The organism is Hathewaya histolytica (assembly GCF_901482605.1).
Lineage (GTDB): Bacteria > Bacillota > Clostridia > Clostridiales > Clostridiaceae > Hathewaya > Hathewaya histolytica.
The window spans coordinates 295,086-321,701 of the sequence record NZ_LR590481.1 but is presented as its reverse complement, the minus strand read 5'-3'; the positions used below and the strand labels follow the sequence as shown (position 1 = coordinate 321,701).

Below are 26,616 nucleotides of genomic sequence, written 5' to 3'. Positions count from 1 at the left end.
ATCACCTTCTTATTTATATATATCATTTGTTTTTATATTTTCTATTCTATTTCGAAATTAGGTATTTTCACTTTTTCTGATCCTTGTAATTTTATAACACCCTTATAAGAACCTTTATCTAATTTTAAATTTAAATTATCAGAGCTAACTCCTAATTTAATATCATTTATATATTTAATTTCGTTATTATTATCAAAAAGAATAATTGTTACTTTTTCAAAGTTTTTATATCTACTAAATGTAATTGTTCCACCATTTGTTGTGTTCAGTTTTCCCATTACATCCTTAACTTTTATATCTATTATTTCTTCCTTTTCCTCTTTATCTTCCTTATCTTTATCGTTTGGTTTGTTATCCTCACCTTTATTGTTATCTTTAGGTAAGTCTACTGAAGGTCTTAAGTTTACATAGCTGTTTATATTGTCTTTTTTAAAGCTTAGGGCTATTAATGCTTGCTCAGTAGCTATTTTATTACCCTTCTTATCAGATTTATTATGTTTAAAGCTTCCATCTTCAACTTTATAAGTTAAAATCTCATCTAAAATATTTTGATTATTTATAGTGTAAGCACTTAAATCATCACCTGATGCAACAATAGCCATAACTATTTGTGCAAGGCTCTCTAAATTTTGGCTATTTTTATCTTTATTCATTTTTTCAAGTGAAACTTTTAAATGCTCCAATGCTTTTTTTACTATTGGATGATTTTTATCATTTCCACCCATAGTTAAAGAATATACTGTCATAGCAGTAATATCTGGAAGATTATCACTTTTCCTAATTCCACTAAATAATGCAAATCCCCCATCTGATTTTTGCTCCTTAGCTAAGTATTGGATTGCTTCTTCCTTTTTATAGCTTTCACCTAAAATATCAAGTACCATCATGCCCCATACCTGTGCATTTATTGATTCATCTTTTGCCTCTACCATATTCTTTATCTTAGAAACTAAATTTGTACCTTTAAAGTTATATGGATTACCATCCTGAGATAATACTGCTAATGCTGATCTTGAGTAGTTTAAAAGCCCGTAATCGTCACCTTCATCTTTTATTTCTTTTTCTATATATTCTAGTAACTTTTCTTTCTTGTCTTTTAATTCTTGTGAAGATTTATTTTGGCCAGCCACTTTTAAAGCTATTACATCCCAATTACTTAGATCATTATTAGTTTTTAAATAATCTGATGACTTGCTGATTATTTTTATAATGTCTTTATCCTGAACTTTAGGAGTAATTTTCTTATTTTCTGTTATATTGTTTGAATCCTTGGTTGAATCTTTATTTGGTTCTTTGTTTCCTGACCCTTGACCATTGTTATTAATATTATCTTTCTGAATATCTTCATCTTTGTTATTATTCCTGTTATCCTCTTGGTCTTTAATGTTATTTGATATATCTTTATCCTTATCTATAATTTGCCCACTTTTATTTCCAACAACTTTGTTGTTGCCCATATTATTATTATATACATCCCTATTACTTGTAGATGAATTTCCATTCCCTGAATTACCTTGTGATGTATTATTTTTAGAAATTAATGAACTTCCATCATTTATACTGTTATTATCTGAAGAACTTGTACCATTATCAATATCGGCATTTTTATTATTTGAAGTATCATTGTCGCTGTCACTTTCCTTCTTATCTTCTTTTATGATACTTTCTTTAAGCTTGTCCTGCTCTTTCTTGCTATTTTTATTATAAAGGTAGTCTTGTGATAATTTATCCTTCTTACTAACCTTTTTCTCATTTATAGAAGTAAACTTATACACTGAGTAAATACTACCTATTGCTATTAAAAAAGCCAAAACTATACCTACGTACTTCTTTTTCATACTCTTCCTCCTCTTTTGTTTAACATTTTATTTAGAAATAAAAAATCTCAACCTATAGAGGTTGAGATTTATTTAAATTGCACATTTACATAACTACACATAAGTATATAAAATATACACTTGTTAAATATGTATGAAAAATCTATAAATGTAGCACTTCCCCTCCCTCCGAAGGTTTGCTAAAAATTTTAGGCAGGTCTCCTGACTCAAGTATCTTCCCACACCCTGCCTTCCCGTTTTCACAGTGGCTTTATTAGGGTTGGTCAACTTTTACAGTAGCGGGGGCTGTAGTGGCATCTAACCACTTTCCCTATTAATCTTAATAGAACCTAAAATCATAACTTGTTAAGTTTTTGTATCTTTTATAAGTATATCACCAGCTTTATTGATAATCAATAGTAATTAAAAATATCTATCTATTGGAAATTTTGCTAAAAAATAGAAACAGCCCTTGATTTAGTAAATTATCATTACCTAATTCATTATGAACTGTCCCTATTCTTTGAAAATTATTTTTAAATCTATACTTGTATCAATACCTATGTTTAAATATACTTTTTTTAAAATTAGTATCTGAATATTTATCTTTTTACAAATTTACCGCCTTTAATTATAAACTTCATATTATCTAAATTTATATTAGTTATATCTTCTAAAGGATTCTTAGTTAAAACCACTACATCGGCTTTCTTACCTTTTTCTAAAGTACCAGTAATATCATCAACTTTCAGTACCTCTGCCCCTGATTTTGTAGCAGCTACTATGGTTTCCATAGGAGAAAGTCCCGCATCATGAACTGCATACATCTCTTTCAAACTATACTCTCCATAAGGAGTTAGTTTACTACAAAAGGAGTCCGATCCTACTGCTATCCTAACCCCTGTATCCTTTGCAGCTTGAAAGTTAGCTATAGTACGATTTAACTCTTTTTCAGCTAATGTTTCTCCGGGAAAAATATCTAGAATTGATCTATATGGTGGTTCATATTCTGTAAACCATTCATAGAAAAACTTCATTGTAGGAACTAAACTTATATCTTTTTGTACCATCATATTTAAACACTCTTCATCAAGTTCTTGTCCATGTTCTATACTATGAACTCCCGCTTTTATACAAGCCCTAGCGCCTTCCAAACTTTCGCAATGAGCTCTCACAGGAAGCCCGACATAATTCGCCTCTTCAACTACCACTTCTATCTCCTCATAACTATAGTGCTGATGCCTTTTATCATCTAACCTCCAAACACCACCACCAGTAGCCCATATTTTAATAGCATCTGGTTCAGTTCTTAAAATAGAACGTACTACCTTTCGAAGCTCTTCTCTTCCATCAGCGCAAATAGCCCATGGATGAGATTTTTGAACATAATCTAGAGGAAGACCATGTGTATCTCCATGACCACATGTTCTAGATAATCCAAGACCACAAGTTACAATCCTCGGTCCTTTTACTATACCCTCATTTATCATATTCCTCAAATATGTACCATTTCGAGATATATCTCCGGTAGTAGTGAACCCATGATTAAGACATGTTTCTGCTTGCGCAACAGCTACAATAGATTTTTGTATAACGTGCTCCAATATCCATGATAAATCAGATGCATTTAATGCACCACCAAAGTGAACATGAGTATCGATAAGTCCAGGAATGACAGTCATACCAGTGGTATCTATGGTATCATAATCTTCAGGTATATTAATATTCTCCATTTCACCCACATATGCGATTTCATCTCCATTTACCATTAATAACGAATTCTCAATAGGCATACCCCCTTATTCCATCAATTAATATACCACCCTTTAAAGCTAATTTTGATGATTGCATTTAACCCCCCCTATTTTATGTAATAATTGCAATATATCCCATCCCCCTTTCTACACTTGAGCTTCAGTTCCTTCTTAATAATGACTCTTTTAAATGACAATTGATTAAAGACTTAATTACAACAAAATAAGGCTAAAGTATTATATGTTTAAATTAACTATAATATATACTTAATATTAATAATATTAAGTATATTTTTATATAAACTATGATTTAGAGTTACAAAAAAAGAAAAACTGATGCAAACTTAAATGCATCAGCAAAAATAATTTATTCTAAATAACATCATTGTTAAAAGGTGTATTCAACACCATTGTTGATACGTTGATATGGAATTTAATTATAATTTATGGGGTTACTGCAGCTACATTGCTACACTGGGATTTAATTATACTTTTATTTTTCCTGTTTATACTAGGGTTTGTAAAATAAAAATCCTAACCTTAAAGGTTAGGATGCTCTTTTTATATAATATAGTACATACTTATAAAACAGACGTATGTAAAACACATATTGAAGCAACGTCCCTCCCTCCGAAGGATTACTTAAAATTTAGGCAGGTCTCCTGACTTAAGCTTCGTCCTATTCCCTTACCTTCCCGTTTTCACAGTGGTTTCACTAAGGTTTCGTCTGCTTTTACAGTAGCGGGGGCTGTAATGGTATCTCACCATTTTCCCTATTAGTCTTAATAAAAAGAACCTAAATCCTTATGTATCAGATTTATTATTTAGTTTACTTAATCATTATATCACTATTAAAAAAGATTATCAATTTGTATAATAAAATAAATCTTAGATATTTAAGAATTATTTACATAAATCTAAATTATTCTATGCATTAGATAATTTTTTCTTCAGTTTTCTTATTATAATAGCAAAAAATACGAAAACTACATATCCAATAATAGGCATAAAAATAACTATGCTATAATTATTCCTAACAAAAGTTAAATTCCCAAACCAATATCCTAATAAATTCAGAGGTATTACCCATAAAAATGCACCTAAAATATTATATAACATAAATTTCATATGTCCTACATTGCTTACTCCTGCTATAAATGGAGAAAAAGTTCTAACAACTGGTATGTATCTTGCCATTATAAGGGTCCTTCCCCCTTGCTTTTCGTAAAATAGCTTAGTTTTATCAAAATACCCCTTCTTTTCAATAATAACACCTATCTTACTCTTTATTATCTTTGCTCCAAAAAACTTTCCTATATTATAATTTATTATTCCACCAAATATAGATGCCAAAAGTAATGTTATGATAAGTACATATATATTTATTGATTTTAATGCTGCAAATGTTCCTGTAATAAAGATTAAAGAATTTCCGGGTAAAAATGGTGTTAGTATTATACCACTCTCTAAAAAAACAATTATAAATATAATAATATATGCTTTATATCCAAAATGGGTAATAACAATACCTAAATATTTATCAAGATGAAATATTATATTTAAAACACGATTTAACATATCCATCATAATCCACCTTCGTATCTTTAATTTAAAATATCACACTCTATAATGTACTTAAAACCATTATATATTTAAAACTCACTAATAATATTACCATACTTAGAACTTATTTTTATTAATAAATTAAAAATAATAGAACCTCTAAAAACATAAGGACAGTTCATAAAATATAAATTTCATAAAAAATTATATTTTGTGAACTGTCCCTAAAAAATTAAAAAACTTTATCTACATATATTTTTATAACAGCCATTACAGGTACTGATAAAATCATACCAACCACACCATATAATCCCCCACCTAAGGTAACTGCCAACATTACAAGGAATGGACTTAGTCCAACTTTATCTCCTATTAATTTAGGATCCAAGTACCAGCCATCAAATTGTTGCAATAAAAATAAAAATCCAACTACAATTAATGCTTTAATAGGACTATAAAAAATATTTATAACTCCCGCTACAAACATACCTACAAAAGGACCAAAATAAGGTATCATATTGGTTATTCCAACAGCTATTGCAATTAATAAAGCATATGGTGATTTTATAAACATAAGCCCTATCAATGCTATAATAGCCACAATAAGAGAGTCTAGTGCCTTTGTGCCTATATAAGTACCTATCATACTGTTTAAGGTACTTAATAATCGTAGAAACCTATTCCCATTTTTTTCTTTTAAAGTCTTATATATAGCCTTTTTGGATACATATTTAAAATTCTCTTTGTCCGCTAAAACATAAATAGCTATAAGGAATCCAAATATCCACTTTATAAAATAGTTAGTAATTGACAATAAATTGGCTAAAAAAGAATTTAACACCGAAATAGAGAATTCACTAGCCTTAGAAATAAGTTTCTCTGGATTAAAATTAGCTCCAACAGAAGTATTGATTAATTCTCCAGCTTTACTATTATTAAGTAAATTATTTACCCATCTTTCTGTTGCACGTGTATATTGAGGAACACTTCTAAGTATTTCCATAATACTAGTAGTTATTTTAGGTAATAAATATATTATTACTATAATAAATAAACCAACTATTATAAGATATGTACATAATATACTTATTGATCTTTTTAATTTAAATTTCTTTTCTAAAAATCTCATAAGTGGGTTTAGTATATATGCTATAATAATTCCATATATAAAGGGACTTATTATTGAATATATATTCCCAATTCTATTTAAAAAATATGGTGTAATATCTAGTAATTTAAGAAACATAATAGATGATATAAATACTAAAAATGCTGCTATAGCTATAGGAATTATAATATCCATATATTTTTTATCTTTAAATTTTTTAAAATCCATCATCTAAATTCCTTTCTCATTTATTTTTCCATATAAATATATAGATTTATTCAGTGTTCTATTTATTAGTATAACATATAGTTACAATTCTCAATACAACTTTTTAAACTATACTTTTTAAGTTTTTTTAAATTGTATATAATAAATCCCTCAATTCTATTGACATCACAATTGTCCTATAGTAACATATATAGAAATAATTAAAAATCTAGTGAGTGTATCTAAGCCGTAGTATAGTTACTACTATGCTATTGTGAGCGGTACAGGGATTTTTCCTACACGCATTAAAATATTAACCTGCGGAGTCACTTAATTATAGTGATTCTGCGGGTTTTTTTATATTAAATTAAAGGGGGAATAATTATGTATTTTAAAAAAATTACTGGTGAAAAATGTTATCTATCTCCAATTGATACTAGCGACTACGAAAAATATACTGAATGGCTGAACGATCCGGAAGTAGCTATAGGTCTTTCCCTAATGCCAAAGGTTATTGGTATACAATTTGAAAAAGATGCCTTAAATGATTTAGTTAAAGATGGATATAATTTCGCTATAATAGATTCTAAAAGCAATGAGCTTATTGGAAATTGTGGTTTCCCATCTACAGACCTCAGAAATAGACATGGAGAGGTTGGTATCTTTATAGGGAATAAGTCCTATTGGGGAAAAGGATATGGCGTTGAAGCATTGACATTACTATTGGACTTTGGATTTAATGTCATTAACCTTGAAAGTATTCACCTAGTAGCTTATGGATTTAATGAATCAGCTATAAAATGTTATAGAAAAGTAGGTTTTAAAGAATGTGGAAGGATTCGTAATGCTTATACCTTAGCTGGAAATAAATACGATCAGATAATTATGGATATCCTAAGTAGTGAATTTAAACCTAATCATTTAAAACAATTTATAAATAAAAAACTCGGCATATAACTGTAATTACGTAGATATTTTCGTAATAAATAAAAAATGTAGAGAAAAATAGAGAGTGTCTTTATATACACTCTCTAAATATAAATTTATCTTATATACTTTCATACTTTAATTTTATTTTTAGTTTCATACTATTCCACTATATTTATACCAACTATTTTCATAAGATATTTAGCATTTGTGGTGGTTGATTTCCCATCTTTTATCTTATAGTCGAAATATATCTTATCATCCTTATAATACTCTGAAAAATGATAATTATTTATCCTATTGTATCTATCTAACTCACATAATTCTAAGTCATGTGTGGTTATAGCACCTATTATTTTTTCATTGTTTAAATTTAACAATACATTCTTAGCTCCGAGTATTCTATCCATAGAATTTGTTCCTCTAAATATCTCATCAATTAAAAATATCATTTCCTTATCATCATTAGAGTTCTTAATTATATCTCTTATCCTTATAAGTTCGGCATAGAAAGTAGAAATTCCATTCTTCAGATCATCGCTTATTCTCATTGAAGTAAATATATCTAATATAGAACAAGTCATCTCTCTTGCAAAAACGGGTGCTCCACTATAGGCAAGGACTAAGTTTATTCCTATAGTTCTTAAAAATGTAGTTTTCCCTGACATATTAGAACCTGTTATTATAAAAATTTTATTATCCATACTTACATCATTATCTATTCTATCCTTACCATTTATAAGAGGATGCCCAAGTTTTTTAGCATTTACCGCTAATTTGCCTTCACTATTTATTTTAGGAAAAGTAATATCTTCCTCAATATGAGTTAAAACACTCAAGCTCATGAGTGACTCAACTTCTCCTATATGATATAACCATTTCCTTATTTCGCATCCATATTGTCTTTTCCAAGCCTCTAGAGAAAATACACATTGGTAATCCCAAAGTAAGAGTGCATTTAGTCCAAGGTATAGCAATCCATTATATCTTAAATTAACCTTTTCAAAAGTATTATCTAATTTCTTTATAGCAATAAGTGCAGAATTTTTTTCACTAAATAAATCTGATTTTATACTTTTTAATTTTTGAGACTTGAACTCTTCTTTTTCTATAAGTTTTAACATATGTACATAGGTATCTATATTATATTTAAAAAGTCCAAGTTCCCCTAGTATATTATTAAGTTTCATAAAATTTATTCCCCAAATGGATATCTGAATAATAATTATTATGGGAATTAAATTATATAAACTTTGAAGTTTAAGTAATAGTATAAAAGCTCCTAAAGGAACTGTAATTAAAGGCAGTGTATATATTAAAGTATTTAAAATTTTGGACTTTATCAATACTTCACTATCCTCACCATACTTAATTAACCTTTCAGATTTATTAAGCTTATCTTTATGCTTTCTTGTAATGTATTCCATTTCCTCACATAAATATAATTTATCATGTAATTCTTTTATAGCTTCCTGTCTTAAAACTATCTCTTCCTTTTTATAACTAGGATTCATTAAAGATTTAGCTAAACTTTCTCTTCCTTCTTTGGTATTAGTTATATTAATCATTTGGAATAATGATTTTTCACCGAATATATCTAAATCGCTGGAATATCTGTGGGCTTCATCTATAAACTCATCACCTATATCTTTAAACTCAGTCCACTTTCCATTAATTCTAGATAAATATCTCTTATTTATTTCTATAATTTCCTTAGAAAAATTCAATCTTTCTTTAGTTCTTCTGTGAATTCTCATTAAAAATATAAATGCCATGTAAAGAAGCAGTAGTACTAAAAAGTATGCTTTATTAAAATTCAACTTTAAAACCCTATATGTTAAATAAATGGAGCTAATCATAGTTATTAGCCTAAATATCGAAAATAAATTACACCTCTTACTATACTCTAAGATTTTTTCATCATGTTTCTTTATCTTTTTACTAAACCTATTTGCCTCCATGTAATCCCTCCTTTTATATAGTTTCATATAAAACTATTATAAAAATTAAAGCAAGGAACTCCTAGTTTAATCTCCCTGCTTAATTTTTTTAAATTAGAATTTATTTATTTATGGTATCCTTTTTATTTTTATTAATTAATATTATAAGAGCTATTCCTAAAATTAACAATACTGACATGTCCCCTGCATCTAAATTATTTGCAACCCTTTCCTCTATACCAATACTTTTATCCCTAATACCAAGATAATCTAATCCTAATGTGAAAAATCCTAAGTTATAACCCCCTTGTATTCCACATCCCCCCAAAGACTCTCATCCCATAAGGAATACAGTTCAAAAACTTTAGAGGCAATTAACAAATATAAAATATATTGAATAATAAAAACACCCTATTTATCTAGAGTGTTTTTATTATATACTTATATTCTATTATTCTTCACTATATACGCAGTTATATTCTCCATTATTTATAGAAAATACAGTTTCTACATCATCTATTAGTATATTTTCTAACTCATCACTATAGCTAAACTTAACCCCTATACCACAATTTGAAGTTATTTTTCTAGGTACAGGCATAGCTTGATTTTTAACATCTAAGCTATTTAAATATCTGTTAAATTTTATAGCTCCAGAGTTAGTAAAAAACGTTGCTATATACTCCATATGTTCTACTTCCTTGCAGATAGTATAGATTCTTCATCATCTATATCTTTTATAGTGACCTTATAACCAGCATTTTTCATAAATCTTTCTACATTTCCTCTTGCGGTCATATTATCTACAATTACATCAATACCTTCAGGGTTGCTTTCTAATGCTTTTTTTGTCATAAGTACAGGTTGAGGGCATGATACTCCCCTAGCATCTATTTGATTCAATCTTTACATCTCCCTTCGATTTAATCTTTATAGTTTTTTCTATATTAAAATATGAAATAGCGCATACCAATACAAATCCTATTATTACTGCAACTTTACCATTTAAAGTTGCTCCCTTTCCACTTGAAGCTAAACTAAAGTTATGGCAGAAAGCTGCACCTACGAACATTCCTAAAACTGATATAACAGAATCTATATTTCCTTCTGCTGATAAAATAAGTTGTCTCATAGGACATCCTCCAAGTAGGACACATCCCCATCCTGCAAGAACCATACCTAAGAAATTCCATAGTCCATCTATATGTGCAACAGGTTGTCCAACAAATCCTAATTTAAACTTTCCTATTATTAAATTTCCTATAAGACAAAATACAAAAATAGCTATAAACCCAGATAATAAATATGTATCTTTAAACATTATTAAATCTCTAATGCCACCCACCATACATAATCTTGTTTTTTGAGCTAAAATACCTACTACTAAGCCTGCAATTAATGCAATAATTATTGGAGCATGAGATGCACCTGGACCCTTTTTACTAAACAATATAAATGCTGGCGCTGTAGTTAGTAACATAAAAAGACCTATATTAACTACTGGGAATAAGTATCCTTCTGCCTTATTTAATTTATAATTTCTCTTTAAACTAAACCCTTTGTTTAGGAACATAATACCTATAACTATTCCTACTACAAATCCAACAAGTCCTGCTATGGCATTTAAATCACCACCTGCAAGTCTTAACACCATTCTTAAAGGACATCCAAGGAACATTAAAGCCCCCACCATAACTACAAATCCTAAAGTAAATCTTATAAATGGTGAAGAACCTCCTTTTGTTGCGAACTCCTTACTAAAAATAGACATTATAAAGGCTCCAATAACCATACCTATAATTTCTGGTCTTATGTATTGAACTACTGGTGCTCTATGTAACCCTAACCCTCCTGCAATATCTCTTATGAAACATGCAATACAAAATCCCATGTTCACAGGATTCCCAAAATAAACTAAAAGCACAGAAATAATACCAACTATGGCCCCTGTGAGGATAATACCCTTTTTACTATCCATGTTTTATAACCCCCTCTTTATTTAATAATGTAATATATAGATTATTACTTATACTAATTTCATTCTAGTGAATTATTAATATTTTGTTAAATTGTTTTTATTGATACAACTTGTATAATCTATAGGTAAAATCAATACTATTAATATTTCTCTAAATAATTAAAAATAAGTTTAAAAAAGGCATACATAAAAATTTTACTCGTAAAAACAGTTCCTTTTTATTAAATCTTGATCTTAAAAAACAAATAGCATTACAATATTATAATATGTTATAATATTGTAATGTAGTTAATTATTAATATTTGTATTAATAATTAACTACATGCATGATTTACTAAATAAACACTAAGGGGTGTGTATAATGAGAGTATATAACAATTCAAGGGGAAAAGTTTCATCTAATAAAAGTAAACGAAATTTAATTATAGCTATTTCCTTAAGTTCTATAATAGCTATATCAAGCTTTACAATAATGAGCCTAAATAATAAGAATAAAAAAAATCATAATAAATCTTTGTTAGGAAATATAAGTGTAGACAATAATGAAAAGAGTATACCTATGGAAAATACCTCTAAAAGTGTAAATAATACTAAGCCAGTTCTTAGCAGTCAAAATCATAGTAATAAGAATAAAGAGCCATCTGATGATGAAACTGTAAATAATAAAGAAAAACCATTAAAGGAATCTAAAAAAACTGAAATTAATAACTCTAAAAATAAAAGTACTACTAATAAAAATGTAACACCAGCATCTATCCCTAAAAAGGATCCATCTAAAATAAAAGAAGACAAATTACCCCAAATACCACCTATCCCTACGAAACCAATAAAATATACCAGTCATAAACATGGTATTTCCATAAATTTTCCTGCTAGTTGGAAAGGTAAATATTATATTTTAGAAAATGAATCTGATATAAACGTATGCTTTACCCAGAAAGAGAGAATCGTTCCAGGGCATATTAGAATATTTTCTATAGTTAAAAAGACAAGAGAAGAAGACGAGTGGTATTTAGATAGTGTTGGAGGAAGAAAGTATTTTAAAGCTAGAGGCAATACCTATGTTATAGGTGGTCCAACTGATTATGCATTCAATGATCCTAATAGTAAAGAAGCTCTACTTTACAAGAAAATGCATAATGAAATATCAAGTGTCACTAGTACATTAAAAGAAATAAAATAAAATATCACATATAAATAAAAAAACATCAAAGAGTCTTCTTTGATGTTTTTTTATTTATAACTATAAGTTTTAAAATAGTATACAATTTAAATTTTACTTAGGTTCTTTATGGGTTCCTAAAAAGTAAAGCGCTACAGTTCCTACTCCTGTGTGACTTCCTATAGCGAGTCCAATATAGTTTATTATAATATTTTTCACATTATACTTTTCTTTGATCATATTCGCTAGTTCTTCAGCCCCTTTTAAATTATCACTATGAGCTATAAATATCTCTTCTAGGCTGTCATCTGATAAATGAGCTTCTAAATTTTCAAACAGTTTTTTTAGCGCTTGTTTATGTCCTCTTGCCTTATAAAAAGGAATCAGTTTACCCTCATCATTAATATACATTACTGGTTTTATGTTAAGTAAACCTCCGATATTAGCTGAAACAGCACTAATTCTTCCACCTCTTTTTAGATGCTTAAGATCATCCACTGTAAAATAGTGACATACTCTATTTTTATTTGTTTCTAACCATTTTACTATCTCTTCTTTTGACTTTCCTTCTTCCCTTAACTTAGCAGCCTTATAAACTAAAAGTCCTTGACCACTAGATGCTCCTCTTGTATCCACTATGGATATATCTGCATCTGGATATTTCTCAAGTATATCTTCTCTAGCCATTACCGCACTATTATAGGTTCCACTTAATGCAGAAGAAAAAGCAATATATAATACTTTATTATTATCTTTTACGTGTTTTTCAAACTCTGTATAAAATCTGAAAGAATTAATTTGACTTGTGGTTGGAGATGCCCCCTCTCTAATTGCTCTATAAAAGTCCTTATATGAAAGTGATGCTCCACAATCTTCAATTATCTCTTTTCCATTTAAATCACATACTAATCCCATATATTCAATATTTAAAAACTTCACTATATCTAAAGATAAATCACAACCTGAATCAGTTATAATTACAAAATCATTCATATACAAACTCCTTTAAGGATAAAATTTCTATATTTATTTTATAATTATACCCCTTTTTTCCCTTTATAATCAACTAAAACATTTTATACCCTTGAATACCTCCTTTTTAAGTTCCTGTTTTTATGGTATAATGTCGCGATATGATATAATATTATTTGATTATAAAATTTGGTAAAGGGTGGTATGGACTTGATTACAGTAACGAATTTAAGTTTAAGATATGGAGAGAAAAAACTTTTTGAAGATGTAAATCTTAAATTTACACCTGGGAATTGCTATGGTGTTATAGGCGCTAATGGTGCAGGTAAAAGTACATTTTTAAAAATTTTATCTGGAGAAATAGAACCTAATAAAGGTGATGTATCCATTCAACCTGGTGTTAGAATGTCTATTTTAAAGCAAGATCACTTTAAATATGATGAATTCCCTGTTTTAGAAACAGTTATAATGGGAAATGAAAGACTTTATGAAATTATGAAGGAAAAGGATATTATATATGCTAAAACTCCTTTTACAGATGAAGATGGAATAAAAGCCTCTGAACTTGAAGGAGAGTTTGCTGAATTAAACGGATGGGAATCAGAATCTGAAGCATCTTCCCTACTTCAAGGACTAGGTATAGGTACAGAGCTCCATGAAAAATTTATGAAAGAATTATCTGGCAGTGAAAAAGTGAAAGTATTACTTGCTCAAGCCCTATTTGGTAATCCTGGTGTGCTTATACTAGATGAGCCTACTAACCATTTAGATATAAAATCTATTAACTGGCTTGAGGAGTTTTTAATAAATTTTCATGGTACAGTAATTGTAGTATCCCATGATAGACATTTCCTAAATAAAGTATGTACACACATGGCTGATGTTGACTTTGGTGCTATCAAGTTATATGTTGGAAACTATGATTTTTGGTATGAATCTAGCCAATTAGCTCTTAAAATGGCTAAGGAACAGAACAAGAAAAAAGAAGAAAAAGTTAAAGAACTTCAAGAGTTTATTGCAAGATTTAGTGCTAATGCATCTAAATCCAAGCAAGCAACTTCTCGTAAAAAGTTACTAGATAAAATCGATTTAGAAGATATTCAACCTTCTAGTAGAAGATATCCTTTCATAGGTTTCAAACCTGAGAGAGAAGTTGGTAATGATATATTAAGAGTAGATTCATTAAGTAAGAGCATAGATGGAGTAAATGTATTAAATAATGTAAGCTTCACTGTGGGCAAGAACGATAAAATTGCGTTTATCGGCGACGAACTTTCTATATCTACATTATTTAAAATAATAGCTGGAGAAATGGAACCAGATAGTGGAGAATATAAGTGGGGCGTTACTATAACAAAAGCTTATTTACCTAAGGATAACTCAGAGTACTTTAATGATGTAGATTTAAATCTGGTTGATTGGTTAAGACAATACTCAGAAGAAAAATCCGAAAGCTATTTACGTGGTTTTCTTGGAAGAATGTTATTCTCTGGTGAAGAACCATTAAAAGAAGTTAAAGTTCTATCTGGTGGTGAGAAGGTTAGATGCATGTTATCAAAAACTATGCTTAATAATGCTAATGTGCTTATATTAGACCAACCAACTAACCACTTGGATTTAGAATCAATAACTGCTTTAAATAATGGCTTGGTAGATTATAAGAGTAATATATTATTCACTTCTCATGATCACCAATTCATACAAACTATTGCCAATAGAGTTATAGATATAAGTCCTAATGAATTTATTGATAAGAAAGTTACTTTTGATGAATACTTAGAAAGCAAATAAAAAGTAAGTGCCTTTTGGGAGACCACTGAAAAACTTATAGTTTTTCGGGGGTTTACTTTTTACATAATTTAAAAGACTCAAGTTTATACCATTTTGTGGTATGAGCTTGAGTCTTTTTGTATTATTAAACCCTAATCGGGTATATTTACTGATTGCTTAGAGTCAATATTCTCTTCAAGTTTACAGCAAAAATGGTCAATGCACCTTGCATTTGCATGCCAACAAGACCTGCGGCTGACGCAACATCATACCCATGTCTATGTTTCATTTCACTATTTTTAGCTTCAATTTTATATCTCTCTTTTGATTTTTCTTTAAAAAAATCAGTTTCTTGAAATTCAATATGTTTTTGATGCGTATTCGTTTTGATTGAAACTGAGTATGATTTAGTTTTAGCACCTTCTTTATAGCACCCTTGTTTTAAAGGGCAACACTGACACTTTTTAACATCAAAAAAATAAGAAATTACTGTACCTAGTCCATCTTTGGCATGTTTTTTAGGTCTAGTACTAGTTTTCTTAGTACTCATATGGCCAGCTTCACACGCATACATATCTGCATCTTTATTATATTCAAACTTCGTTTTAGTTTGTCTTTTGTTACCATGAGATACTGATTTACTAAGCTTTGCAATTAGATTTTTTTCACTTTCATTTACATATTCTATATTTTCTTTTTCTGAATAAGCTGCATCTCCAATAATATTTTCTATGTTTAAGCCAGAGGCTTCGCTCTTTTCAATAAGTGATTTTAGTTGTTTTCCATCGTGTTTTTCTCCCGAAGTAACTACAGCAGCAGTAATAATACGTTCCTCAGTCATTGCAATATGAGTTTTATACCCAAAGAAAGATGTATCAGCAGTTTTGTGTCCAACTTTTGCGTCAGCATCTTTAGAGAATGACAAAACCTCTAAATCATCTTCGATTGTTTCTTTTAATAAATTTAATTTTTCTTTTACAGCTGGATAACTTGAAATGACCTCTTCTTTTTCAATAACTGATATAAGTTTTTGACAATACTCTATTTCATCCTCAAGAAGACCGTTGTTAACTTTATTAGGAAACCTTGCTTTCATTGACTCATCAATGTTATAAACTGACTTTCGAAGTTTTTTAGATTGTTCAATTAAAACTTCCCTAGGTGTTTTTTGATTGTATCTAGCTTTGGTATGAGTTGAATCAACAATAATTGATTTTGATTTTATAATTTCCTTTTCCAATGCTATTTCTACGGTTTTAGAAATTAGCATGTCCATTAGATTAGTGTCCTTTAAGCGTAGCTTTCTAAATTTAGTTAAAGAACTTGGATTAATTACATCCTCCTCCGGAGCCATATCTAAGAAATATTTAAAAGACATATCATATTTAGAGCGTTCAACAACATCTACATCAGAAATATTGAAAATAGTTTTTAGTAAAAGATATTTAAACATTCTTATTGGGTCAATCGCTCCGCGACCGTTATTATTGCAATATGTAGAAACTAATTCATCGTAGATGAATGAGAAATCTACCATTTCTTTAATCCTTCTCAACATATTATCTTTAGGGATAATCCTATCATATATATCACCATATTCGCTTAATATCATCTTTTGATGCATTAACATAAAATCACCTGCTTAAATTAGTAATATAAAAATTATACTAAAAAATAGACATAACATCTACACAAACTGTAGTGTTATGTCTATTAAGATTAGGAGGGTACTTTTTCAGTACCCTCGCCTTTTGGCACTTACTTTTTTCTAATAAATAAACATATTTTTATTCATATATAGTTATATAAATATTAATCTAATTAAGTCTAAACAATGATTTTAATTTATTTCTAATTCGTAAGGGTTTACTATCCAATACAGTACTATATTGTCTTAAAAGTGATAATGTTACAGCTGAACACGATATAAACAATAAAGCCGCCTGCGGTGCAATCATTGTAAAATCAACTAGTCCATGACCAATTATTAAAGCCTGAATGCCAGCGAGCATAGGAACAAAAGGGCATCTTTGTGTATAAAGAACTTTTAAACTTCTAAGTAAATTTATTTTAATATACATATATATTAAAAATCCTACAGCTCCGAGCGTGGTCATAAATGTAATCCAAATATTATGAGCATGAAATAACATTTTATTATACCCAACTATGTACTCTGATCCATAATCCCATACAGCCATAAGTCCCCAACCTGTAATAGGTTTATTTTTTGCCATTGTAATACATCCCCTCCATATTCCTACACGATTATGAAATGAACGATCAACATTATGGGCTATGACATTATTTAAAATAGGTAATGGTATAAATGTAACCACTACTATAAATATAAATAATAATATATATATCCATATATTTTTTTTATTCCAATCAAATTTAAATAGGTAAAAGGCAAAAAGCCCAAATACTAATCCAATGAACGCCCCACGAGATCCTGTTAAAAATAAAGCAACAAGAAATAAAAGCGTCGATGCTTTATAAAACAACTTATTATATCTAGAGTCTGTAGAACAAAAATAAATACTAACAAGTATCATTATAGCAAACCAATTACCAGCCACATTAGGATTGCCAAAGGTACTATATATCCTTTTATTATGTATAGTTTGAAAAGTAAAATCTAGGAATCTTGCTACAACATTCTCTTTAAAATATAAACAAAAAATCTTTTCTATAATTCCAAATATACCAGAAAAAACTGAGAAATATATCAAACATCTATATATCTTTTCTACCCTATCCCTATTAATACAATAGCTTTGTATATACACACTACTGCAAAAATACATAAGTAAGGCAAAGGATGAAAATATTGATGTTATACTACGATTTAAAACTCCTACAATTAAAGACCATATAAACAATAAAAAAAGCCCTATATTAAGATAATTTTTCTCTACAATAATTTTTCCTACTAAAACCCTATATGTCATGTATATGCACGGAATAGCTGTTGTATAAGGGGAAATAACCATAAATAATACTAAAAGCAAAATAATAAAACCCCCTTAAAAAATATTATTATAATTAATACAAAGTAATTATATCAAACTTTTATATGTATTTGCCAATATATATATATTTTTTTGTAAATACTAATACTTATTACAACTTTTTACTTAATGTCTATAAAATATTTTACGATTAATATCTATACAACCCACTATTAGCAATAAAAAATCACCTCTCAAGTAAAAGTATTTAAGAGGTGATTATATTCAATCCTTATTCAACTGTTACTGATTTAGCTAAGTTTCTTGGTTTATCTACGTCGCATCCTTTTTGGACTGCTACATAGTATGAGAATAATTGTAATGGAATTACTGATATTACTGGTGTTAATATATCTATAACATTTGGAAGATAAGTTACTGAATCTACATTCTCTTCAACTTCAATATGACCTTTTGGTACAAAAGCGGCTACCTTAGCACCTCTTGCTGTTACCTCTTTTATATTACTTACCATCTTATCTATTAAATTAGACTGTGTAGCTAGTGAAATAACCACTGTGCCCTCTTCCATTAATGCTATTGGACCATGCTTTAATTCTCCACCTGCATATGCTTCTGAGTGAATATAAGAGATTTCTTTTAATTTCAAAGAGCCCTCCATAGCAACAGCGTAGTCCATTCCTCTTCCTAGGAAGAACATATCTCTGTGCATATAGTTTTCTGATGCAAACTTTTGTATTGCTTCTTTATTTTCTAATACCTCTTCTGCTTTTAGTGGAAGTTGTAACATTGCTGATTTTATTTCCTCTAATTCTTCGCTAGATAATGCTCCGTTATTTTGAGCAAAATACAATGCAATTATATACATTGCTATAAGCTGTGTTACATATGCTTTTGTTGAAGCTACAGCAATTTCTGGCCCTGCCCAAGTATATAAAACATCTTCTGCCTCTCTTGAAACTGTACTTCCAACTACATTAGTTACAGCAATAACTCTTGCTCCCTTAGATTTCGCAAGTCTTAGAGCAGCTAAAGTGTCTGCTGTTTCTCCTGATTGGCTTATAACAATCATAAGAGAATTTTCATCTACTAATGGATCTCTATATTTAAATTCTGAAGCAATGTCCACTTCAACTGGTATTCTTGCTAACTTTTCTATTGCATATTTACCAACTACACCAGCATGGTAAGCTGTTCCACATGCTACTATATAAATTTTACTTAATTTTTCTATTTGTTCTTTTGTTATATTAATGTTATCTAAATTTATTGGCTCTCCTAATAAAATTCTAGATGCCATAGTATCTTTTATTACTTTTGGCTGCTCATGAATTTCTTTTATCATGAAATGCTCGTATCCACCTTTTTCTGCTGCATCAGCATCCCAAGTTACATGGTACACTTCTTTTTCTATTTTTTCGCCATCTATATCACATAGTTGAACACCACTTTTGTCCATTAAAACAAATTCGTTATCATTTAATAGATAGATATCCCTTGTTTCATTTAAAACTGCTGGAATATCAGATGCTATGAAAGCTTCTCCATCTCCAAGTCCAACGATTAATGGGCTATCTTTTCTAACTGCTACTACTTTATCTGGCTCATGTGAAGATATAACCCCTAGAGCATAACTTCCTTCCATCTTAGATACAGCTTTTCTAACTGCTACTAAAAGATCTCCTTCATAGTAGTAATCTATTAAATGAGGAATTACTTCTGTATCGGTTTCTGATACAAATTCATATCCTTTTTTAATTAGTTTTTCTCTTAAGTTAATGTAGTTTTCAATAATTCCATTATGAACTATAGTAATTGTTCCTTCTTTATTTGAATGAGGATGAGAATTTAAATATGATGGTTGTCCATGTGTTGCCCATCTTGTATGTCCTATACCTATATTACCATGTACTGGATTTTGTTCTAACTTTTCTTCTAGACACTTTAATCTTCCTTTACACTTTGTAACATTGATTCCATCTTGCTGTATTACTGCTATACCTGATGAATCATATCCTCTATATTCTAATTTGCTTAATCCATTAATTAATAAAGGTGCTACCTCTCTATTTCCAAAATATCCAACTATTCCGCACATTATTATCGTACCTCTCTTATTGTAATATTCTCTAGCATAATTTAATTTTTCTTTGGTTAATCACTTGCTTTAGTCTTTATTTTGTATTATTTTGTTAAGGCGATGGACATTAGAGATCCCACCTGCAGACAAAAAAATACTTATAGCCTATCTACTAAAATTTTCAACAAAACTATAATCTTAACCAAACCATTATAACTAGATATTTAATTATAATTTGCACCTAACTGATTTTGTAACGAAAATCACTCTTCGCTTTTATCAGTTGTTATCGGTAGTACAAATACCGTGGGGCACCCGCCGAAGGTTCGATAAAACCCCATCCTCGTCAAGTTATATAAAAATATCTATATAACTCCTGGCGCTTTAAATCGTTTTTTTAACTTATATTTTTATGTTCACCTCCCTTATTTCTATGATGTTATGCTCTTCTAAAAGGTGTCACATTATTATATGCATTTTTACTATGTTACGTCAATACTTTTAACACTTTATTTATAGTTCCACTATATAGAAAATCGTAGTTTAAAAATAATTTTGACTAAATAAATTATAATATAAAAATTCAAAGAAAAAGTTAAAGAAAAGATACAATTTTTCGATAATATTATTATATTAATAATTAAATTTAGTCAAAAAAATAAGAAAATTCTTTTTTTATTGTTGACATTTGAAAATGCTCATTATATAAATATATTGAACGTACAAGGTTTATACATTTTTATAAGAGCTAACAAAAGAAAATTAGGGAGTGGAATCTTATGAATAATTTAATTAAAAAATCTCTTAGTGTAGCTTTAACATGCTCAATCGCTCTTTCTTTAGCTGCATGTGGTTCTTCTAATAAGGCAGAAGAAAATAAGACAAATAATACTAAAACCGAGCAAAGTACAAATAACACTGCTAACCAAGGTGAAGTTAAATTAGAAAAAGGTAACTGGGCACCAGAAAACTATAAGGCTTTAAGTGCTCTTATAGAAAAGCATGGTAAAAACAGCAAAGACTACAATGCTCAAAAAAAACCATACGCTGTATTTGATTGGGATAATACAACAATTATAAATGATGTTGAAGAAGCTTTATTAGCTTACCAATTAGAAAATCTTGAGTTTAAAATGACTCCAGAAGAATTCAGCAAAACTATAAGAATTAATATTCCAAAAGATAACTTTAAACCAGAATGTAATAATAAAGAAGGTAAACCTGTAAATATAGAATTAGTTGGTGCTGATATCGATTCAGACTACAAATTCCTATATGAAAATTATAAAGGATTTAAAGGTACTAAATCTTTAGATGAAATTAAAAAAACTACTGAATATAAAGATTTTATAGCTAAAACTAGATATCTTTATGCTTCAATCGGTGAATCTTTTAGTTCAGATGTAAGCTACCCATGGGTAACTTATTTATTTGCTGGAATGAACGAAAAAGAAGTTGCTGAGCTTACTAAAAAGTCAAATCAATATTGGTTAAAACATGAGTTAGGCGAAGAAACTTGGACTAGCCCGGCAGAATTAAAAGGAAAAGCTGGCGTTGTTTCAGTTAAATTTAATACTGGCTTAAGAACTTTAAAAGAGCAACAAAACCTTTATAAAACTTTAATGGCTAATGGAATTGATGTTTATATTTGTTCAGCATCATTTATAGATGTTGTTAGAGCATTTGCTACAGATTCTGAATTTGGATATGAACTTCCTAAAGAAAATGTATTTGCAATGGAACTTGAAAGAGATGACAAAGGCGTAATTAAATCTGAATTTAGAAAAGGTTATGATCAAACTCAAAGCAAAGGTAAAACTAAAACTATAGAAAGATTTTTAGTTGAAAAACACGGCGGTCAAGGTCCATTAATTGTTGGTGGAGATAGTGCTGGTGACGTTGCTATGTTGTCTGATTTTAAAGATACAAAATTCAGCTTAATAATTAATAGATGTAAAGGTGGCGATCTTGGTAAACTTTCAAAAGAAGCTGCTGATACTATAGGTAAAGATGACGCTAGATATTATTTACAAGGAAGAGATGAAAACACTGGTGAATTTAGACCAACTCAAAAATCTATATTCCTAGGAAGCAAAGAAGAAAAACTTCTTAAAGAAAGTAAATAATTTAATAACTTAAAAATATATGCTTATAAATTTTGTATAAACCTTATGAAAAGAGGATGTATCAAATATTGATACATCCTCTTTTTTATTTTAATCTTTTAATTATTTGCTTTTTCTTCTATTTTTTTAGCTAGTGCTATTGCCATATTCTCTATTTCTTTTTTATCTTTTCCTTCAAGCATAACTCTAACTAGCGGCTCCGTTCCTGAAGGTCTTATAAGCACTCTTCCTGAACCATTTAAATGTTCTTCCATCTTTCTTATTTGTTCAGCAATTGCCTCATCTTTAATATGAATATCTTTCATATTATTAGGAACTTTCGCATTAACAAGCACTTGAGGAAGTTCTGTCATTATGCTTGTTAGTTCTGATAATGTTTTCCCTTTACGTTTAATTACCGATGCTATTTGCAGACCAGATACTAGCCCATCTCCTGTTGTATTAAAATCTAGGAATATTAAATGTCCTGATTGTTCTCCACCAAGACTATATCCCTTTGAAGCCATTTCTTCAAGAACATATCTGTCTCCAACCTTGGTTTTTACCCTCTTTATGTTTTCTTTATCTAATGCTATATCAAGTCCCATATTACTCATAACTGTAACTACAAGAGTATCTTTTTTAAGTTTCCCCTGCTCTTTTAAATCTTTTGCGCATATAGCCATAAGAAAATCTCCATTTACAAGGTTTCCTTTCTCATCAACCGCAAGACATCTATCTGCATCTCCATCGAAAGCTAGTCCAAAATCACAGTTATTATCCTTTACAAAACTCATTAACTGCTCTGGGTGTGTTGAACCACATGCCTTATTTATATTTGCTCCATCTGGATTATTATTTATAACTAAAACTTCTGCTCCTAGTCCCTTAAAAGCCTTTAGTGAAGTTATGTAAGATGCTCCATTAGCACAATCTAATGCTATTTTTAACCCTTTTAAATCACAATTTATAGTGCTTTTTGCAAATTCTACATAATCTTCGATTGCATTAGCAACCATTTTCTTTCTACCTAAATTTTCTCCTGTAGGTTGTGGAACACCTTCAAAATTATTTTCTATAAGTTCTTGAATTTTATCTTCTAATTCGTCTTTTAATTTATAACCTTGTGAGTTAAAAAATTTTATTCCATTATATTCTACAGGATTATGGGATGCCGATATAACAACTCCTGCATCTGCATTATATTTTCTTGTTAAATATGCAACTGCTGGTGTGGGAACAACCCCTAAACAAATAGCTTCAGCTCCAACAGATAATAATCCTGAAACTAACGCTGACTCTAGCATATCTCCAGATATTCTCGTATCCATACCTACTACAACTTTTGGTTTATGTGCTCCCTCTGTTAAAACGTAAGCTCCAGCTTTACCCAATTTAAAAGCAAGTTCTGACGTAAGTTCTGTATTGGCAATTCCTCTAACACCATCTGTACCAAAAATTCTGCTCATGGTAAATACCTCACTTTTTCTGTAATTTAAATTCTATATTATAAGTTTTTATTTGCCTATTTTAAAATTTAATATTTATTTTTATAAAATAAAATACTAATTAATTATATTACATTTGTATTGTTATAACAAGTTTCATGCCTAATTTCATATTATGTAACACTTTTATGTAATGTTTTCCATTTAAAATAATATAACCGTTTTATAAAAACACCTCACTTCCCATAAGTATTTACCTTATGTTAGTGAGGTATCTTTCTTAGCTGATTAATATTACATTGATAATTTAACCTTCTCAGAATCTATAATTTAATTTTATATATTAAACTTTTCAACTAAATTATTTAACTCTTGTGATATATTCTCTAGCTTATTTGATGACTCGGCTATATCTTCAAAAGTTTTAAGTTGTTCTTCTACAGATGCTGAAACTTCCTCTGTAGATGCTGCAGATTCTTGTGATACTGCACTTACTTCTTGAATAACACTAAGAACAGCTTCTTTATCCTCGTTTACTATCTTAATATTTTCAGATAAAATATCTAACTTATCTAAAGTATTAAAAATGGCCTTTTCTATACCTTTGAAAGACTCTTCTTGCACTTTTAATGCATTTTCTGTTTCTTCTGTAAGTCCTAAACTTATATCCATATTTGATTTAGTTTCTTGTATTTCTATTTGAATTTCTTTTATTATATCTGATATTTGTCTCGTAGATACCGCTGTCTCTTCTGCAAGCTTCCTTACTTCATCCGCAACTACAGCAAATCCACGTCCTGCCTCTCCTGCTCTTGCTGCTTCTATAGCAGCATTTAATGCAAGTAGATTCGTTTGTTCTGCTATTTTCTCTATAGTAGATACAATTTTCCCAACAGAACCAGACTTATTTGATAATCTATCTATATTGTTAGATACATCCGTTATTCTTTCTGTATTAATATTGAATTTTTCAACTAAATTATCTAATGTATTCATACCGTTCTTATTTATCTCTCTTGTGTTCTCTGAATACTCTTTTAATGATTGGTTACTATCTACCACTAACATAATTTTATTTGATAAGTTAACTAACCTCTCTGCACCATTTTGTGAATTACAAGCAAGTTCTCCTGCACCCTTTGCAATTTCTTCTACTGTACTAGAGACTGCATTAGAGGAATATACAGCTTCTTCAGAATTATTAGTTACCTTTTTAGCATTATCTAATACACCTTCAGATAGTACTTGGATACTTTTAAAGGTATTTCTGAGCTCTTCCCTAAAAGATTCTGCAGACCTTGCCATAGTCCCTATCTCATCCTTAAGTAGAAATATTCTTCTATCTATTTTATATGTTAAATCTAAATTTTTCATAGAATCTAGCATTTTGGTTACATTTACTACTGGCTTAGATATCATTTTTCCTATAAATAATGCAAAGACCATTGATAATGAGATTATTATTAAAGTAGTTACTATAATTTGGATTAAATTTTTATTTAGATGTGCTAAAACTTCTGACTTTGGAACTACGATTATCATCTTCCATCCTGTCATGAGCTTACCGTAGCTTATATAAGACTTTTTCTTACTGTACTCCTCTTGAAGAAATCCTTTATCGTTTGATTTGACTTTTTGAGCTATGTTTTTATATTTTCCCTTTTCTTCTTTTTCTAGATTTGTGTCATTCTTTTTCTTTTTGTCTATTATATAATCAAGTTTATCATTTACCACAAAAGCATATCCTGTATTATAAAACTTCATACTATTTATTGTTTTAGCATATTGTGTAAAATTCATATCTACAACCATGAGTCCAACGTACTTATTACCTTTAAATACAGGCTTTGCAAAAGCTATTTGGAAATTCCCCTTAGAATCGGCATGTGGTTCATCCCATGTTCCGCTTTTATTTCTCACATACTCATGATACCATTCTTTATCTCCGCTATTAGGAAGAAAAGATCCCCTATCATAATCATACTCTTCCTTTTTTGCTTGCCCTGATCCCTCACTATCTTCATAACAAATAACCCGTAATTTTGTGTCTGTATAAAGTTCTGGATTTATTATAAAATAAACTCCAAGTCCTTTTTCCTTAGATGTCACCACATTTTTAATAATTTCATCCATATTCTTTTGATACTCTTCTATAAAATTTTTATCCTTGCTTAGTTTTTCAAAATCTATAAGAGAACTCGCAGTACCCCCAAGATCTTCTGCAATATTTTCCATGCCTATATAAGTACCGTTTAATTTTTCTACATTAGCCTCTACCATGTAATCTAACTTATACTTTATTTCTTCTTCTGAAAATCTCTTACTATTAAAAAAACTAAGCCTCCCTACTAAAACTGAAACTATCAGTGTAGATGTTATTATTGCTATAATTATTTTTACACTAATCTTTTTCATATAACCCCCTAAAGAAATTCTTCTTTAGGTCTAACCCCCTTTCTAATCACTTCCATTTTTTTGATTAAATTGTAGTTTTATTTATTTTTTTTGTATTATTTTTATATTAATTTAATTATCGTAATATTTTAATAAGAGTTTACATAATAAAAAGTTTTATTGACATAATAATAATGTATTTTTAATAATTTATTTTTAAGAGGTGAAAAGATATGAAACATAATGAAAGTATTAAATGTGTAGTTGATGAATGTAAATATCATTCTGGGGACAAAGATTACTGTACACTTAATGTTATAGAAGTTGTTAAACACGAACCACAAGCAAAAACAACTATGTGTACAGATTGTGGAAGCTTTGAAGCAAAATAGTTAAATAATTATTTGTAACCTTTT

20 protein-coding genes and 2 riboswitches are annotated in these 26,616 nt (G+C 29.2%); of the genes, 5 read left to right on the top strand and 15 right to left on the bottom strand.

What is annotated here, in order from left to right; translation table 11 throughout:
• Window positions 1-41: 41 nt before the first annotated feature.
• From FGL08_RS01555 to FGL08_RS01540, 4 genes are all read right to left on the bottom strand, one after another.
• Window positions 42-1,838, bottom strand: a complete 1,797-nt coding sequence (locus FGL08_RS01555) for a prenyltransferase/squalene oxidase repeat-containing protein (RefSeq protein ID WP_138209137.1) — start codon at window positions 1,836-1,838, stop codon at window positions 42-44.
• Between the two features lie 174 nt (window positions 1,839-2,012).
• Window positions 2,013-2,186: riboswitch (cobalamin riboswitch) on the bottom strand.
• A 233-nt stretch (window positions 2,187-2,419) separates the two neighbouring features.
• On the bottom strand, window positions 2,420-3,610 hold the full coding sequence (locus FGL08_RS01550) for a metal-dependent hydrolase family protein (RefSeq protein ID WP_243117920.1): 1,191 nt from the start codon (window positions 3,608-3,610) through the stop codon (window positions 2,420-2,422).
• Window positions 3,611-4,206: 596 nt separating this feature from the next.
• Window positions 4,207-4,386: riboswitch (cobalamin riboswitch) on the bottom strand.
• Between the two features lie 112 nt (window positions 4,387-4,498).
• Entirely contained in the window at window positions 4,499-5,158 is a 660-nt protein-coding gene (locus tag FGL08_RS01545) for a VTT domain-containing protein (RefSeq protein ID WP_138209136.1), read from the bottom strand.
• A 208-nt stretch (window positions 5,159-5,366) separates the two neighbouring features.
• Window positions 5,367-6,473 (bottom strand): AI-2E family transporter, encoded by a 1,107-nt coding sequence (locus FGL08_RS01540; RefSeq protein ID WP_138209135.1) that lies wholly within the window; start codon window positions 6,471-6,473, stop codon window positions 5,367-5,369.
• A gap of 360 nt (window positions 6,474-6,833) precedes the next feature.
• On the opposite strand from FGL08_RS01540, the gene FGL08_RS01535 reads away from it, so the two are divergent.
• Entirely contained in the window at window positions 6,834-7,406 is a 573-nt protein-coding gene (locus tag FGL08_RS01535) for a GNAT family N-acetyltransferase (RefSeq protein ID WP_138209134.1), read from the top strand.
• A gap of 131 nt (window positions 7,407-7,537) precedes the next feature.
• Here FGL08_RS01535 and FGL08_RS01530 read toward each other — a convergent pair whose 3' ends face one another.
• The 5 genes from FGL08_RS01530 to yedE form a co-directional block, all read right to left on the bottom strand.
• On the bottom strand, window positions 7,538-9,337 hold the full coding sequence (locus tag FGL08_RS01530; protein WP_138209133.1) for a MutS-related protein: 1,800 nt from the start codon (window positions 9,335-9,337) through the stop codon (window positions 7,538-7,540).
• 100 nt (window positions 9,338-9,437) lie between these two features.
• Complete coding sequence (locus FGL08_RS01525; RefSeq protein WP_138209132.1) at window positions 9,438-9,644, bottom strand: hypothetical protein; 207 nt, start codon at window positions 9,642-9,644, stop codon at window positions 9,438-9,440.
• 123 nt (window positions 9,645-9,767) lie between these two features.
• Complete coding sequence (locus FGL08_RS01520; RefSeq protein ID WP_138209131.1) at window positions 9,768-10,004, bottom strand: putative Se/S carrier protein; 237 nt, start codon at window positions 10,002-10,004, stop codon at window positions 9,768-9,770.
• A gap of 5 nt (window positions 10,005-10,009) precedes the next feature.
• Window positions 10,010-10,219 carry a sulfurtransferase TusA family protein gene (locus FGL08_RS01515; RefSeq protein WP_138209130.1) on the bottom strand — a complete coding sequence of 70 codons (210 nt, stop codon included), beginning with the start codon at window positions 10,217-10,219 and terminating at the stop codon, window positions 10,010-10,012.
• The gene (gene yedE / locus FGL08_RS01510; RefSeq protein WP_138209129.1) at window positions 10,200-11,294 is read right to left on the bottom strand and encodes a YedE family putative selenium transporter; all 1,095 of its coding nucleotides are present in this window, start codon (window positions 11,292-11,294) and stop codon (window positions 10,200-10,202) included. Before yedE ends, FGL08_RS01515 begins: the two co-directional genes overlap by 20 nt.
• Before the next feature lie 361 nt (window positions 11,295-11,655).
• Between yedE and FGL08_RS01505 the strand changes: the two genes are divergently transcribed.
• Window positions 11,656-12,477 carry a hypothetical protein gene (locus FGL08_RS01505; RefSeq protein ID WP_138209128.1) on the top strand — a complete coding sequence of 274 codons (822 nt, stop codon included), beginning with the start codon at window positions 11,656-11,658 and terminating at the stop codon, window positions 12,475-12,477.
• A gap of 93 nt (window positions 12,478-12,570) precedes the next feature.
• Here FGL08_RS01505 and FGL08_RS01500 read toward each other — a convergent pair whose 3' ends face one another.
• On the bottom strand, window positions 12,571-13,449 hold the full coding sequence (locus tag FGL08_RS01500) for a DegV family protein (protein WP_138209127.1): 879 nt from the start codon (window positions 13,447-13,449) through the stop codon (window positions 12,571-12,573).
• A gap of 189 nt (window positions 13,450-13,638) precedes the next feature.
• Here FGL08_RS01500 and FGL08_RS01495 point away from each other — a divergent pair, with 189 nt between their 5' ends.
• The gene (locus tag FGL08_RS01495) at window positions 13,639-15,219 is read left to right on the top strand and encodes an ABC-F family ATP-binding cassette domain-containing protein (protein ID WP_138209126.1); all 1,581 of its coding nucleotides are present in this window, start codon (window positions 13,639-13,641) and stop codon (window positions 15,217-15,219) included.
• Window positions 15,220-15,364: 145 nt separating this feature from the next.
• On the opposite strand, the gene FGL08_RS01490 is transcribed toward FGL08_RS01495, so the two are convergent.
• The 3 genes from FGL08_RS01490 to glmS form a co-directional block, all read right to left on the bottom strand.
• On the bottom strand, window positions 15,365-16,828 hold the full coding sequence (locus FGL08_RS01490; RefSeq protein ID WP_138208895.1) for an IS1182 family transposase: 1,464 nt from the start codon (window positions 16,826-16,828) through the stop codon (window positions 15,365-15,367).
• 187 nt (window positions 16,829-17,015) lie between these two features.
• Window positions 17,016-18,212 carry an O-antigen ligase family protein gene (locus tag FGL08_RS01485; protein ID WP_138209125.1) on the bottom strand — a complete coding sequence of 399 codons (1,197 nt, stop codon included), beginning with the start codon at window positions 18,210-18,212 and terminating at the stop codon, window positions 17,016-17,018.
• Between the two features lie 232 nt (window positions 18,213-18,444).
• A complete protein-coding gene (glmS, locus tag FGL08_RS01480; RefSeq protein ID WP_138209124.1) occupies window positions 18,445-20,271 on the bottom strand; it encodes a glutamine--fructose-6-phosphate transaminase (isomerizing) in 1,827 nt (608 codons plus the stop codon).
• Between the two features lie 761 nt (window positions 20,272-21,032).
• On the opposite strand from glmS, the gene FGL08_RS01475 reads away from it, so the two are divergent.
• The gene (locus tag FGL08_RS01475) at window positions 21,033-22,379 is read left to right on the top strand and encodes an HAD family hydrolase (RefSeq protein ID WP_138209123.1); all 1,347 of its coding nucleotides are present in this window, start codon (window positions 21,033-21,035) and stop codon (window positions 22,377-22,379) included.
• A gap of 98 nt (window positions 22,380-22,477) precedes the next feature.
• Here the strand turns inward: FGL08_RS01475 and glmM are convergent, their stop codons facing one another.
• Window positions 22,478-23,827: a phosphoglucosamine mutase gene (glmM, locus tag FGL08_RS01470; protein ID WP_138209122.1), complete on the bottom strand. Its 1,350-nt coding sequence runs from the start codon at window positions 23,825-23,827 to the stop codon at window positions 22,478-22,480.
• 315 nt (window positions 23,828-24,142) lie between these two features.
• Window positions 24,143-26,221, bottom strand: a complete 2,079-nt coding sequence (locus FGL08_RS01465) for a methyl-accepting chemotaxis protein (protein WP_138209121.1) — start codon at window positions 26,219-26,221, stop codon at window positions 24,143-24,145.
• A gap of 212 nt (window positions 26,222-26,433) precedes the next feature.
• Between FGL08_RS01465 and FGL08_RS01460 the strand changes: the two genes are divergently transcribed.
• Window positions 26,434-26,592, top strand: coding sequence for a DUF1540 domain-containing protein (locus tag FGL08_RS01460; RefSeq protein WP_138209120.1), 159 nt, complete (start codon window positions 26,434-26,436; stop codon window positions 26,590-26,592).
• Window positions 26,593-26,616 lie beyond the last annotated feature (24 nt).